Genomic DNA, 15,363 nt, shown 5'->3' on the forward strand with positions numbered 1-15,363 from the left:
AATTGAAGTCATAAGTTAACAATAAAAAGGTCAGCCGCAATTCCATCGCTTAAAAATTTTCCCTTAGGGCTCACAAAAAGGGTATCGTTCTCGAGTTTTAAAAGTCCATTTTTTATTTTTACTGTTGCTTCTTTCATTAAATAAGTCGCATAAGTTTCCCCAAAATTAAGTCTTACTTTTTGCAATGAGACCCCCCAAATTGTGCGTAAACCTGTCATCACATACTCATTATACCGATCATTAACCGTTAAGGTTTCAATTTCCCTTGGTTGTATACCTGCATTTATCGCTTTAATATACTTGGGATTGTTATTGATATTCCAACTTCTATTTACACCATCAAAAGAATGGGCAGACGGTCCAATTCCCAGATACATTTTACCTTGCCAATAGGCCGTATTGTTTTGCGAAAAATAATCTGGTTTTCCAAAATTAGAAAATTCATAATTTACATAACCCGCCTTGGTAAGCGCTGCTACTAAAATTTGATGATGCTCCTGAGACACCTCATCACTTATAGGTTTAATTTCTCCTTTTTTTATAAATTTTTCTAAGGCTGTTTTAGGTTCAACCGTTAGTGCGTAGCTCGAAATATGCGGCAAATTGTAATCCAATGCAATTTGAATATTATGCGTCCATCTTTCATTTGACATGTCTGGAATTCCGTATATTAAATCGATGGAAATATTGGTGAATTGAGCGCTCGCCTCAGCGATACAACTCCTTGCTTCCGAAGCATTGTGCGCTCTATTCATTAGCTTTAAGTCTTCCTCAAAAAAAGACTGAATACCGATACTTAATCTGTTGACTTTTGACGCTGCTAGTTGTTTTATTTTTTGAGAAGACAAATCGTCCGGATTGGCCTCTAAGGTGATTTCTGGTTGGTCTAATACGGTGTAATTGTCATAGACTGATTGTATGAGTTGATTTATTTCTGCCGTATCTAAAACCGAAGGTGTACCCCCTCCAAAATAAATAGTATTCACGGTCTCATTTGCCAATTCAACTTTTCGCAACTTCAGTTCTTTTTGAATCGCGAGGAGCATTTCCTCCTTTTTACCCATAGTGGTAGAAAAATGAAAATCGCAATAGTGACATGCTTGTTTGCAAAATGGAATATGAATATAAATACCTGCCATTAGTAGATCAATTTATACAAACGATTAATTTGATTTATTTCTTGATTCGTTTTTCATTTTGCTTTACAAAGGCATCCCAACCTGTATAACTTTTACCCAGTTCTATTTTGCCAGCATTATAAAAATGACATACTGCAGCAGCCAGGCCATCTGTACTATCTAAATTCTTGGGTAGGGATTTTAAACCCAATACACTTTGCAACATTCTGGCAACTTGCTCCTTACTAGCATTGCCATTTCCTGTAATTGCCATTTTTATTTTCTTTGGTAAATACTCCGTAATTGGTATTTCTCTAGACAAGCCAGCCGCCATTGCCACACCTTGAGCACGACCTAACTTTAACATGGATTGCACGTTTTTACCAAAAAAGGGTGCTTCAATTGCTATTTCATCTGGGTGGTAGGTATCAATGAGTTCAATAGTACGTTCAAAGATTAATTTAAGCTTGGTATATGGGTCGCTATATTTTTGTAAGAGCAATTCGTTCATCTGTACAAACTCCATTTTTTTACCCACCACTTTAATGAGCCCAAATCCCATAATGGTTGTGCCGGGGTCTATCCCCAAGATTATTTTTTCACTAGCCACAAGAAATATTATTTGGTATTGATGATTAATGGAATTCTAAACATTGCTTTTACAGGTATTCCTCTTTTTAAAGCCGGTTTTAATGGTGGTAAATCTTTTAATCCACGAGCAACAATACCTGTAAACCCTGGTATTTGATCGGTTACAGCTGCATTTTCTTCTATCGCTATCATAGAAACTTCCCCTGTGGCATCTACTAAAAAGTCTATATGTACGGTATCCTTGATGTTTTTGTCTAAAATAAATTCAAATTCACCCAACACCGTTGAAAAATGTTTCAAAAAAGTGTTTTCAAAACACTTTTGCTGGTACTCCTTGGTTACCATCTCATCGCAACTATCAAACAAGGGAAATTGATCGAGGGTATTCCAGTCTATTTCCTTCATTTCTTGATCTAACATCTTTTGAGCTTTTAACTCTTTAGTTTCAAAAAAATCACAAGAAAAACACAGAAACAAACTAAGTAATAAGGCTGCTTTTTGCATACAAATTGAATTCTAGCCGAAATTTACAATTTTTTAAGCAAGTTAGCCATATTGCCAGCAAGAACCCTTAAAATAATACCAATTAAACGAACCCAAAGGATGCCTAATTTAATTCACCATAAAGGGAATATTGGCCGTTGCCGCATGCGCATTACCATCAGTTGCATAAACAAATAACCTATAGGGTCCTTTGCCTGGAGATTTAAATTGGATTTTATTTGTTTCTTGAGATACAAACAAATTTGGGATAGATTTCGGTCGTTCTTCATAATCCCCACCATCTTTTAAGTCTGTGCTTTCGGGCATTATTTCCCAGGAGTAGGTTATGGAATCGTTCTCGAAGTCTGAAATTACAACAGCCGCCTCATACAGCTGGCCTTCTTCCAACATTACATTATCATAGGCCGTTTTTCCGTTTAAGGTATACTCTTTAACTACAGGTGTTCTATTAACAGGCCATTTTCCATTCCAGATATAATGCATAACATCTACGGATTCTGTTTCTTTGCCGTCCTCCAGAAAAATACCATACCAGGTTGGCGTTCGCTCTTGTTTGTTACCCCACAAAAACACATAAGAACCAATACATTGTATGGTATCTGCTTCTATACCCCCCTTAAATCTTTTTAAATAATTGGCTGCCTTTACAGAACTGTTTTCTTCTATAGGTGCTCCCCATTTTGTCGTAGGCACCTCCCAATGACCTGAAGCTCCCCACTCTGTAACCATATATGGCTTTGTCCAACCCATACTTTTTACGAGCCGAGGCAAGTCCGGAAGATTGCCATACATCTGAATAGATAAGACATCCAAGTCTGGACATCTCTCCTTTAGATAGTTGACCTCCTTTTTAGAGATACCCGCAAGACTGGTTGTTGTTAAATGATTGGGGTCTACTCTGTGGATCATTTTTGACATTTCATTAACTGCATTCCAAACTTTAGGATTGGTATACTGTAAATTGAGTTCATTACCTATCATCCACATTAATAACGCGGGATGGTCTTTTAAAGCACTTACTTCTTTCTTAACCCTTTCAAATTGAATTTGAACTGCTTTTTCATCGTTATAATTAAACCCATGTCGTTCACTTCCTACTTCTATCCCCATAGTTACCAGCAACCCATTTTCATAGGCTTCATCTAGGATTTCCTTAGACGATTTTTGTCCGTTTTCTGTACGCCAAGTCCTAAACGAATTTGCATTATGGTGTGCCAATGCCTTTATGTTTCCAAATTCTAAGCCAGCCCCTTTTATGTAAAAAGGCTTATTATTTACCATTAATTGGTAGCGCCCCTCCTTATTTTTAATTGCCACTTTTACTGGGCCCGCTATTCCTGTTTCTTTTACATCTGTTTTTTTATTATCCATTCCCTGTTTACAGGAAACAAAGACGCAAATGCAAAGAATATAGGTTATCACTCTCATATCATCTATTTTAATAGCAAACCATACTTCTTCTAAGTGGTTTTACTGAAGGGATAAAAGTTTGCTTCAATGACTTATTAAATACAAACATTAAATATTGACTTAGGTTCTCTTTTTTCTTTGGAAACACCTAAAAAATTGGCATTAGAAACCTTAGGCAAAGACCAGCTCCACACGTGCTAGCCCTTACCAAGTTTCATTACAACAACTCAATTTAAAAGATTATTGATACACCTTAACGTAGTCTATTTCAAAGGTTGCCGTTGAAAAATCTGTTGGAATATCACCACCTAAAGAACCACCCAAAGCCAAATTTAAAATCAGGAATTGATTGGCATCAAAAGGCCAATTATCTGCGTTTTTATCTGCAGGGTTATAGGTGTAAAAAATTTCATCATCTACTAAAAACGAAATTTCATTTTCAGACCAATTCACAGAATAAATATGAAACTCCGTTGTGGCATCCGAAACCGTAGTATGTTCAACATTTTCAGTATTACCACTACTAGACACCGTATGTAGGGCCGCACTAACGTTCCCTGGGTTGTTCCCAACATGTTCCATAATATCAATTTCGCCACATACTGGCCAACCTACTGTTTCAAAATTAGCACCAAGCATCCAAATGGCTGGCCATGTACCACCTACGCCAGGCAATTTGGCACGTACATCTACACGCCCGTATTTAAAATCATACAGACCTTGTGTTTTTAATCGTGCAGAACTATAATTAGATCCACCAATAGTTTCTGCTTTTGCTGTAATTTTTAAGATTCCTCCTTCAACGACACTGTTATCTGTGCTGTTGGTATAATACTGAGATTCTCCATTACCCCAACCATTATCACCTATACCAATATCATACCCCCATTTGGCAGCATCTACTGCTCCATCGGTATCAAAGTCATCGGACCAAACTAAATTACTATAGGTTACATCAACACTAGAGGTTTCAGTAACAGCAGCTGTAGATGTTAGGATAAAAAACCATCCAAGACCATCTGCACTTATTGTCTTTAGAACCATTTCATCTTCTGATCTAGATATGATGGTATAACTATGAGTACCCCCAACATAAAATCCTAAAAATGCATTTCCTGATAAGGTTAAGGTTTCCTGAGCCCCAGGTGCTGTTAACGTCCAGCTTTCTGTATAATCATCTAGCGGATAATTTTCATATTCATTATCGGAGTTTGCTGTTAACCCCTTGTCCCCTAAATCTTCATCCATTGGACCTGATTGTCCAAATACAGTACCTGTTATATCTTCAGTTGGATCATCGTTAACTCTATTTGTTATATGTTTAAAAACACCACTTTCAGAAAAGTTATAACCATCATCGTACATTCCTGTTGATGCTTTTGCCCCTGCGGGGGCCGCATACCAAATGGGTGAAGTTTCATCTGCGGGACCTACACCAAAATGACCTACTTTGTCTGCATTAATTCGCCAAACCTTAGAACCGTCACCTATTAGCATTTCTAGTAAATCATCTGGAGCTTCATACAAGGCCAAGACTTCTACTTCAATTATTTCTGAGGTAGCTATCCCAGCTTTACCAGTTGCAATTACTGTTATGGTGTACACATGGGTACCCGTAATTGAAAAATTATAGGTATTGGTTCCATTGGCAGAAACCGTAGTTTCGCCATCGTAGACAAATTGATAAGTGATAGCATCATTTGCCGTGGCTTTCAATTTTACAGCACCACTACCATCTCCATTAGGATTAGCTGCATCCGCGCCAAGGATATCTGCTGTTATGACTAAGTTCGTTGGAGCAATTACGTCTCCAAACGCATACTTTTCATCTTCGCAGCCAGCCAAAATTGCCAGGGCAAGAAAAATACCTATGCTATGTTTTATGTTTTTCATAATCTATATTTTATAGTTTTTTGATTTATTAATTCTGCGAAATATCATCTACGTAAATGGTATAATTAGAGGAACCATCTCCTTGCGTACCATTGTCCATTATTAAAACAAGATTGGTAAACTCCGCTGCTGTACTGATACCCGAAAAATCATAGGTTAACTCTTCCCATCCGTTGGCTACCGTTGTGGTTGCCGTAACTTCTGCTGAAGCTACTGTATTTGGCCAAGGTGTAGCATCTTCAAACTTCATCAAAAGATTTAAGCCGGCTCTTGGAGACCACACTTTTACTGTAACTGTTGTAGCTGTTGAGAAAGAAAAAGGTGCTGAAGTTGTTATTTTAGATCCTGCCCAAGGCTGACCCGCGCTTTTAACCAATTGAGCAACCATACTTGATGCATTTCCATTAACATCTGGGTTTGCAATTATGGATATTGCACCGCCATCAAAACTACTTAGTGCTTCTTTTGGCTCAAAATCCAAGGAGGATTCTAATGATATGTCATCCAAATAAATGGTATAATTGGCGGTCCCATCTCCTTGGTCACCATTATCCATAATGAATACAATATTGGTAAATGCTGTGCTTGTACTGATACCTGAAAAATCAAAAGATACTTCTTCCCAACCATTGGCAACAGTTGTTGTAGCCACCACCTCTGCTGAAGCAACTGTATTTGGCCAGGGTGTAGCGTCTTCAAACTTCATCAACAGATTTAAGCCTGCTCTTGGCGACCATACTTTTGCTGTAACCGTTGTTGCCGTTGCAAAAGATAAAGGTTCAGGCACTGTAATTTTAGACCCTGCCCAAGGCTGACCCGCACTTTTAACTAATTGTGCAACCATAGTTGAAGTATTTCCGTTGGCATCTGGATTTGCGATTATAGAAATAGCACCTCCATCAAAAGAACTCATCTCAAATAAATTTTCAAAGGTAATTGGGGTTACGCTAGGGGCTGTAACTGTAGCCGCTCTATAAAAATAAACGTTATCTATAAATACTGTTCCTGCTGCCCATGGATCGCCTACATATTTTAGTTGGTGAATATCGGCCACTGAAAGTCCTTGATCTGTATACTCCGAAATTGGAATATCTATAGATGTCCATTCCCCTGCCGTTAACGTACTCCAAACCGGTTTTTCCCCGGTAGACAAGCTAATTAGTGAGGTTTCCATTCTAGCTACATCAGCAGTCCAAACATCCATGTGCAGGTATTCCATAGCACTAATATCTATTGGATCTTCGAGTTGATTTCCTTGATAGCTCAAATTGGTATATTGCAGCATTAGATCTCCGTTTAAATCGTAAGTTGCCCAACCACTACCTTGTCCGCCTTGTCCCCAATCTGGAAAATAATCCGTTCCTGCTACATCTGCATAGGCAGCACTAAACAATGAAATAACATCTTGTTCTGCTCTAAAGGGCTGCGAAGGAGCAGCTGTAGTTGGCTGAACAATTGCAGTTACCTCAAATTCTTCAGTGTATTCCGTAGTCTCAATGGCACCACCTTTGGCAACTACTCTTATCGTATAGATTCCTGGTTCTTGATACACAAATGATGCTCCTTCTCCAATATTGGCGGCAATGGGGTCATCTGAATCCGTTTCCCCAAAATAAACATCAAATGACATGGCGTAATCTGCCGTAGCCGTAACGTTTACTTGTTTAGACACTGCCTCATCATTGCTAATGGAAACTTCTAAATTTTCAGGTGCCTTAAATGACACATTAATTTCTTGGATAACTTCGGTTTTTAAACCGGTAATTCCTTTGGCAATTACTTTTACCGCATAGGAACCTTCTTTATAGGTATGCTCCAGGTTTTCACCCAGTTTCACAGTTGCCGGGCTAGTTGTTTCATCTCCAAAGTAAACATCAAATGATGTTGCTCCTTCTGCTTTAGGTGTTATTGTTACCTGACCGCTATTGTCTTGCGTTATTTGAACTAGGGCCGACACATTTGCTGGTGCCGTAACTTTGTCTGCAAAATCCAAACTCCCAAACTCCTCTTCTGTACAACTACCTACAAGCGCAAAGAGCACTATGGTACTTAGAATATATTTTAATGCTTTCATATTTCTAGTTTTTAATTTTTAATACCCTGCGTTTTGAGTTAAGCCCGAAATTTCAATTTCTCTTTGAGGAATTGGAAAAAGTCCCAATGTAGCTGAACTATAACCGCTACCACCTAAAACACTATTCGCTTGTCCTGTTCGTACCAAATCGAAAAAGCGATCCCCTTCCATAGCCAACTCTAACCTTCTTTCGTTCCAAACGACTTCTACTGTTGCTACAATCCTGTGATCTTCATCACCAAAGGCTCTATCTCGTACCCTATCTAAATAACCTTGTGCTTTTGACACATTAGGCGTAGCAGAACGCAAATTGGCTTCCGCAGCCATAAGCAACACCTCTGAATACCGAATAATACGTTGGTTGTTTTCGTAATTCAATTCTATTTGTCCACTGGTTTGTCCTTTACGTGGCAAGTACTTTTTATTGTACAAACCTGTATTTTTAAATGGAGCTTCCGTAAAGGTTACATTTAGGGCAGGATTATTATTTGCATAGGCTTCCACATCAAAAACTGAAGCTTCTTTTCTAGCATCACCATCTTCATAAGCGGCAGCTAAATCCTGCGTTGGTAGATTGGTACTCCAACCTGCATTATACGGCATCTCTGGTGATCCATTGATACCTCTTATACCGCATTGTTGAACAGCATAATTTCCTTGACCTCTAGTTTGACCTCCCCAATTGTAGTAAGGCTGCCCGTTAGAATACTGAACCTCAAACACAGATTCCGATCCATTTTCACCAGATAATAAAAAGACATCATCTACTGACTCCATTAAACGAAATGGACCATTCACTACATTTTCAAGAACTGAAGCTGCACTTTCAAATTTTTCTTGGTACAAATAAACTTTCCCTAATAAAGCTTGTGCTGCATATCTTGTAATTCGTCCTTGTTGTGATTGTGCTGTAGGTAAAGCGCTAATGGCAGTTGTTAAGTCCAACTCTATTTGCGTATAAACATCAGCCTTTGGAGATCTTTGTAAGGTCCCAAAATCTGAAATACCTAATTTTCGGTCGGTGAACAAAACAACATCACCAAACATCCGAACCAAATTAAAGTAGTAATATGCTCTTAGAAAACGAACCTCCCCAAATAGGGCTTCTTTACCCGCAAAGTTTATGGTTTCTCCCAACAAATTAGCGTCTTTATAACTGAGTAAATAATTGGTTCTATTAACCCCTTCATAAGCTGAAACCCATAAATCTTGTATGGTGCCGTTATTGGTTAAAATATTGTAATCATCTATTTGTTGTAAGGAAACGACATCGGAAGCATTTTCGCCACCTGCCACTGCATTGTCTGAAGCAATATCCCCAATCACAACCATTTGATTTAACCATTGCATGGGCGTATAACAGCTAACTGCCATAGTTTGGTAATCCGCTTCTGTTTGCAAATAATCAACTTCCGTTACTTGGTACTCATCATGCGGATCAAATTCGACCACCTTTGAACAACCAATAAAGATTGAAAGTATGATGATTAATCCAATACTGTTTTTTATATTTTTCATACTAATTTATTTTGGATGTTAAAATTTAAGATCTAAACCGGCTAAAAACGTTCGCGCCTGTGGATAAGCACCTCTATCTACACCAGTGTCTAAAATACCACCTGATATTTCAGGATCATAACCTGTGTATTCCGTAAGGGTTAACAGGTTTTTAGCCTGCATATAAATACGTACTTTACTGAAAAATGCGTTGGATGTTTTTGGCAAAGTATAGCCTAAAATCAGACTTTTAATTTTCACAAAACTACCGTCCTCTACATACCTATCAGAAGGTCTTATATTACTATTGGTATCCCCAAATGTGTAGCGCGGATTCACAGCATCATTGGTAGATCCTTCCCCTGTCCATCTGTTTAAAATACTTCTAAATTTATTTGAAAATTGTGCATTTCTTTCGTAAGCTCTGTAGATATCATTGCCAACAGATGCATAGGTAAACATACTTAGATCAAAATTTTTGTATTCAAAACCTATATTCCAACCCAAGGTAAATGTTGGAAACGGATCCCCAATTTTTGTTTTGTCTTCATCGTTAATAAGCCCGTCATTATTGAAATCTACAAAGCGAATATCTCCAAGTTGTGCGCCAGTTTGGGTTGCATGGTCATCAATTTCAGATTGATTTTGAAACAAGCCATCTGATATATATCCGTAAAAATAACCTGGTGTAAAGCCTTTTTCAAATCGCGTAGCACTTTGCGATTGCCCATTAAAATAGGATCCACCGGCAACAAATGCCGTTCCATCACTATTGGTTGCAGTAACAGTATTCTTAGAGGTTGTGACTGTCAATGAAGTATTAAATTTTAAATCTGTTGATGCACTGTTTTTATACCCTAACGTTAGATCTAAACCTTTGCTCTCTGTACTCCCAATATTAGAGGTTACAGGTTCTGATGTTCCAGCAATAAGTGGTGGGGCATCTGTAAACAACAATCCTTCAACAGATTTATTAAAATAATCTGCAGTGATTGATATATTATCTAACAAGGTAGCATCAAAACCTATATTATATTGTGTTTGTTCTTCCCAGCTCAATGTTGTGTTACTGAATGAATTTACCGTGGCCCCTGAATTAAATTCGGTTCCAAAGGTGTAGCCATTACTATTGGCTGTGGAGTTATAACTTGGACCCCCAACGGTAATACTCACATACTGAGGATTTACATTTTCATTACCAACGGTACCATAACTTCCTCTAAATTTTAGAAAATTAATAGCCTCTGACGTAAAGAAACTTTCGTTAGACGCAACCCAACCAAGGGAACCAGCATAAAAGTTAGCAAACTTATTATCATTACCAAAGGCGATTGAACCATCTCTTCTGGCAGAAAACGACGCCAAATAGGTGCCTTCATAATCATAATTAACCCTACTAAAATACGATACATTTCTACGTTCTAAATTTTGGTAGCTATACCCAGTATAAGCGTTGGTGTTTAGTTTAGTGTTTACACCTGTAGCGGCACTAATATCTGCCCAAGCCCAAGAATTATCTCGAACATCTTGTCTTGAAGTTCCAAAACCATGTCCTGTAGATTTACTTCGAGAGATTCCTAGTACGATATCAAAATTATGCTTCTCGTTTACATTGAACCCATAGGTTGCAAAGGTTTCAAAAGTGTAATTAAAATTAGACACGGTATTTTCCGAAACACTATTGTGGAAAGAAGGAATAATACTTATAGTACCATCGCCGTTATCTACTTCTTGTGTTTTAACCGTACCATCTGAATAATAATCACTAGATACATTGTTTGGCCCGTAATAAGATAAAGGATCAAAGCTTTTCCCTACCTGATCCCATTTGGTATACCCAAAACGAGAAGTTAGTTTAAGATTGTCTAAGATATCATATTGCAATTCAAATTTTCCGTATAACTTATCGCCATTGCTTTCATTATAGGTGTCATCTAATTGCTGTACTGGATTAAAAATTTCAGACAACAAATAATTACTATAGCCATAGGTTGCATAGTCATTGGCATTGGTATTGTAAACAGATACTGTTGGGTCAAAATTTAAGGCATTTCCGATAACGGAATTAAAAGAATTTTCAGCTACAGATTTACTCTTAATATTGGCATAACTGGCATTCATCAAAAATTTCAGATTGCTTGTTAATTGAAAATCTAGATTGGCCGTAAAATTCAATCGATTAAAATTGGATTTATCATTACCCCCAACGATCCCACCTTGACTTAAATACCCTGTAGATAAAAAGTATCCCATTTTTTCTGAACCTCCTCTAGCAGAAAAAGTATGTGATGTTACGGTAGCATCATCAAACACTTGATCTTGCCAATCTGTACCTCTTCCCAAGGCAGAAATATCAGAAAAAATCATATTTCCTCCAACGGCTGCACTACCTTCATTAATTATGGCGCCGTATTCGGTAGCATTTAAAACACCTATTTTTTTTATGACCGACTGAACTCCTGTATAGGTATTAAATGTAAATTCTGTTTTTTCATTATTTCTACCACTTTTGGTTGTCACAACTATAACACCGTTACCACCTTTAACACCATAAATGGCTGTTGAAGCAGCATCTTTTAAAATGCTTAAAGATTGAATATCTGCAGAACTAATAGAATTTAAGTCATCCAAGCTTTGCGGCACACCATCTATAATGACAACAGGGTCTGTTCCAGTAAACGAAGGAATACCACGAATCAATACGGTAGGTTTACTACCTGGGGAACCGTTCTGAATAACAGAAACTCCAGAGGCACTACCCTGAAGGGCTTCTTCTACGCGTAAAGGTTTCAGTTGTTCTATAGACGCTTCCTTTACAGTTGATATTGCTCCAGAAACTTTAGCGACCTTCTGCGTACCGTAACCCACTACTACAACCTCATCCAATGTACTAATATCTTCTTGCAAGACAATAGTTAAGGAATTGCCATTTTTTATTGTAATTTCTTTGGTAAAGTAACCAATGGAAGAAAAAACCAAAACGTCACCTATAGACAGATTACTTACACTAAATTTTCCATCAAAATCAGTAGTTGTTCCTTTTGATGTATTTTTCAGAATGACATTTACACCCAATAAAGGCTGATTAAATTCCACATCCGTAACCGTTCCATTTACGATGAACGTTTGTCCACTTAAATTGACCGCACTAAAGACAATTGTAATAATTAAAATTAGATTCTTCATATGTTGTATTTTTAGTCTTAGCAATGTAGTATTAATTATAGCTGTAGAAGAATAATGCACCCCAACAAAAAACATACATTATCAATTTTACGCTACTATAATTATCATAATACCGATTATACCCCCTATAATATAAGGATTTAATAGTTGGAAAAAGAAATTAACAAATCGTTATGGTTTTCCTTTAAAATTTAGTTTGTATGGGTAATGTTGTAGTTAAATTGCTAAGTGTTGTGGCATTACAAATCAAGAATATAGGTTGTTAAGCTATCTTCTCTCCTCAAATTCATTTTCTTTCGCAGTCTATATCTTTTTACCTCTACACTTCGAGTAGATATATTGAGTAGTGGAGCAATATCTTTGGAACTAAGATTTAACCGCAAATAAGCACACAGCTTTAAATCATTTGGCGTTAGTTCTGTATGGGCACTTTTTATCTTTTTAAGAAAATCTTTGTCGGCATTATTAAAAGCTTCTTCAAAAAACTTCCAATCATCCGCATTGTTGATGCTGTGATCAATTGTCCGTATTACAGCTTTTACAGCGCTACTTTCAGGAGCTTGTTTTAATTGATCTTTAATTGCATTTAAGAACTCATTCTTTTTAATAAGACTCATTGTAGAAACAGCAAGTTCTCTGTTTTTGCTTTCTATCTCATTTTTAAGTCGCTCATTATTTACTTGTACTATCTTCTTTTGCGCCTTTAATTTCTTGCGCTTTAAAGCTTTCCGGTTTTGGGAAATTAAATTTTGTTCCCTTTTTTTATAATAATGTTTATTTAACCGATGTATTAAAAAAGACAAGGCAATTAACCCCATTCCATACAGAACAAGTGCCAAGATAGATAGATACCAAGGACGTTGTACTAAAAAGTTAAACTGTGCTATATTCTGTGTAAGTGTATTACCTACTCTTCCTCTTACCTTAAAACTATAGTCCCCATAGGGCAAATTATCAAAGGAGACCGTCCCTGCCTGTGACCAATTGCTCCAATTGTCATAAACACCTTCTAATTTATATTGGTAATTAACATCTGTATAACTATCAAATTCAGGTACACTAAAGGAAAATGTAACATCATTTTCCTTGTATTTAAAGGTGTACGGATCTGCCAACCCAATCTTTATAGAAGGCCTGTCATAAAAATCATTTAAGATGGAGGTAATAGCTATTGTATATGCACTTTCCTTTACCTTACCTAAATCCAATGTAATATAACCGTTTGACACCCCTATTAAATAGGTATCCGAATTAATAGGGGTTATATTCTCAAAACCGCTCACCCCCATATTTCGTTTAAAAGAAGACGGAATAGAAATAGAATGTTTGCGCAATTTGTCTTCTAGAGCACTAGGTGAAGCATAAATAATATTTGAATTTGAAAAAGTCCAAATCTTTTTAGCTCCCATATCTGGAGTAAACACTCCTTTTGGATCATCACCTTCATTAAAAAACACAGCGGTTAACGAGCTATCCAAATCAAATTCTTTTGAGGAGTTTAGGGTAAAAACCCCCCGACTATTCGTATAAATGATATCCTCATTGTACTTAAACAAACTGGAGCCGTTCCCTTGATAATCACTTACTTTACTGGCTACAACTTTAGTATAGGTCGTATCGAGCTTTAAGGAATACAAACCTCTGTATTCATGATTTACGAGTAACTCATAAGGGCTTAAAAATTCTACAAACCTACTGGAGACATCTATCCCTTCTATACTATTTCTTAGACCCCATTCAGCATTCTCTTTTTCTAAAATACTGAGCCCTGAATAATTTCCCTGAAGCAATAAATTGGGCCGATTCGGAATTTCTTTAACCAGCCAAGTCCCTGGTAAATTAGAAACTAGGGTAACACTGTCTTCATTTACCGTAAACGTTCCGGAATTATGACCACAAAATAAATCGCCATTAATGATTTTCAGCGACCACACTTGACCTTTGGTCTCTTCTATTAATTTAAAATTAGAAGTGCTGTTCACTGGCTTGTAAAACAAGCCTTGGTTTGTTCCTAAGTAAAAAATACCATCAAAAACTATCGCAGCATAAACAACCCCTAGCCTTCCTTTTCGGTCTATATACTCCTGAAAATGTGATTCTGTATTTACAACACTTATTCCATTGTTTAACCCCAACCATAAATTCATTTCCTTATCCTGAAATAGACTAAGAACCGTGTTGTTATTTAAGCCATTTTCTTGATTGATATTACGAATAAAGTCCCCATTGTTTGTAATGTGATATACACCATTAGAAATTGTTCCAAGAGCAAAGCTAGTGTCATGTAATTGTATACTAGTGTATATTTTAAGTAAGGGTGTTTCGCTTTTCCATGCCAAGTTCCATTGAACAACATTGCCTTCTTCTATAAAATAAAAATCTCCATTTTCAATTAGGACAAGAAGTTTTTTATCTTTTAAAAAAACACCGACGACACTATTCATTTTAAATATAGGATTGCCCGAGATTAATTTCTCCTCCCCATTTTTAATAGTAAACAACCCTTCACCTTCTTTTTGAAAATAAATACTATCTGCTACATTAAATATTTGAGCTCTATTGGTTGAACTTTCTATTATTTTAAATGTATCTTTTTCCGTGTCATAGATATATATCCTATCTAAGGATTGAAAAATAACCCAAATATCATATTCTATAATGTTCCATATTTGCTCATCGTCTATCAGGGAGACACCTAACTTATCTACCAAGGAGGTATAAAAAAGATCGCCATAACCATCTCGTTTCCAGTACCCAAATTCCATATAGCACCCTGTATACACCAAGTCGTCTATGGCCTTTACGGAACGTATTACAGAACCATTAGGAGAAGCATAGAGTCTCCATTGGGCTCCGTTATTCTCTAATAATCCACTATTATTAGCCACATAAATATAATTGTTATTCCCTTGAGATAGCCCCCAATTTTGACTCCCTCCAAGATACTCGTCTGAAGCATAAGACAGTATAGGTGGTTGCTCTTGAGAAAAAAGAGCAGTAGAAAGCAAAAGAAATATCAAATAAATTTTATTCACGCGAAATTGTATTACTTATAGTTGCCTAAATTTAGTACTTCTGGAATAAGTGCGC

The 15,363-nt window shown here is 36.9% G+C and carries 9 protein-coding genes; all 9 read right to left on the bottom strand.

Annotated features, from left to right (window positions below):
- Positions 1 to 8: 8 nt before the first annotated feature.
- Positions 9 to 1,139 (bottom strand): radical SAM family heme chaperone HemW, encoded by a 1,131-nt coding sequence (gene hemW, locus MWU65_RS00440; RefSeq protein ID WP_247074693.1) that lies wholly within the window; start codon positions 1,137 to 1,139, stop codon positions 9 to 11.
- A gap of 34 nt (positions 1,140 to 1,173) precedes the next feature.
- Complete coding sequence (gene ruvC / locus MWU65_RS00445) at positions 1,174 to 1,728, bottom strand: crossover junction endodeoxyribonuclease RuvC (RefSeq protein ID WP_247074695.1); 555 nt, start codon at positions 1,726 to 1,728, stop codon at positions 1,174 to 1,176.
- A gap of 8 nt (positions 1,729 to 1,736) precedes the next feature.
- On the bottom strand, positions 1,737 to 2,213 hold the full coding sequence (locus tag MWU65_RS00450; RefSeq protein WP_247074698.1) for a hypothetical protein: 477 nt from the start codon (positions 2,211 to 2,213) through the stop codon (positions 1,737 to 1,739).
- A gap of 108 nt (positions 2,214 to 2,321) precedes the next feature.
- Positions 2,322 to 3,584, bottom strand: a complete 1,263-nt coding sequence (locus tag MWU65_RS00455; RefSeq protein WP_247074702.1) for a glycoside hydrolase family 2 TIM barrel-domain containing protein — start codon at positions 3,582 to 3,584, stop codon at positions 2,322 to 2,324.
- Between the two features lie 279 nt (positions 3,585 to 3,863).
- Positions 3,864 to 5,516 (bottom strand): glycoside hydrolase family 16 protein, encoded by a 1,653-nt coding sequence (locus tag MWU65_RS00460; RefSeq protein ID WP_247074704.1) that lies wholly within the window; start codon positions 5,514 to 5,516, stop codon positions 3,864 to 3,866.
- A 28-nt stretch (positions 5,517 to 5,544) separates the two neighbouring features.
- Positions 5,545 to 7,590 (bottom strand): PKD domain protein, encoded by a 2,046-nt coding sequence (locus MWU65_RS00465; RefSeq protein ID WP_247074708.1) that lies wholly within the window; start codon positions 7,588 to 7,590, stop codon positions 5,545 to 5,547.
- Positions 7,591 to 7,608: 18 nt separating this feature from the next.
- Positions 7,609 to 9,108, bottom strand: coding sequence for a RagB/SusD family nutrient uptake outer membrane protein (locus tag MWU65_RS00470; protein ID WP_247074710.1), 1,500 nt, complete (start codon positions 9,106 to 9,108; stop codon positions 7,609 to 7,611).
- Positions 9,109 to 9,126: 18 nt separating this feature from the next.
- Entirely contained in the window at positions 9,127 to 12,273 is a 3,147-nt protein-coding gene (locus tag MWU65_RS00475; protein WP_247074712.1) for a TonB-dependent receptor, read from the bottom strand.
- A 239-nt stretch (positions 12,274 to 12,512) separates the two neighbouring features.
- Positions 12,513 to 15,308 (bottom strand): triple tyrosine motif-containing protein, encoded by a 2,796-nt coding sequence (locus MWU65_RS00480; protein WP_247074722.1) that lies wholly within the window; start codon positions 15,306 to 15,308, stop codon positions 12,513 to 12,515.
- Between the last annotated feature and the right edge of the window lie 55 nt (positions 15,309 to 15,363).

This window comes from Cellulophaga sp. F20128 (assembly GCF_023015805.1).
GTDB lineage: Bacteria > Bacteroidota > Bacteroidia > Flavobacteriales > Flavobacteriaceae > Cellulophaga.

Excerpts from the sequence above, each read along its gene's own strand:
- hemW (WP_247074693.1), bottom strand. The coding sequence starts at position 1,139 with ATGGCAGGTATTTATATTCATATTCCATTTTGCAAACAAGCATGTCAC.
- MWU65_RS00460 (WP_247074704.1), bottom strand. The coding sequence starts at position 5,516 with ATGAAAAACATAAAACATAGCATAGGTATTTTTCTTGCCCTGGCAATT.
- MWU65_RS00470 (WP_247074710.1), bottom strand. The coding sequence starts at position 9,108 with ATGAAAAATATAAAAAACAGTATTGGATTAATCATCATACTTTCAATC.
- MWU65_RS00465 (WP_247074708.1), bottom strand. The coding sequence starts at position 7,590 with ATGAAAGCATTAAAATATATTCTAAGTACCATAGTGCTCTTTGCGCTT.
- MWU65_RS00450 (WP_247074698.1), bottom strand. The coding sequence starts at position 2,213 with ATGCAAAAAGCAGCCTTATTACTTAGTTTGTTTCTGTGTTTTTCTTGT.
- MWU65_RS00455 (WP_247074702.1), bottom strand. The coding sequence starts at position 3,584 with ATGGATAATAAAAAAACAGATGTAAAAGAAACAGGAATAGCGGGCCCA.
- MWU65_RS00475 (WP_247074712.1), bottom strand. The coding sequence starts at position 12,273 with ATGAAGAATCTAATTTTAATTATTACAATTGTCTTTAGTGCGGTCAAT.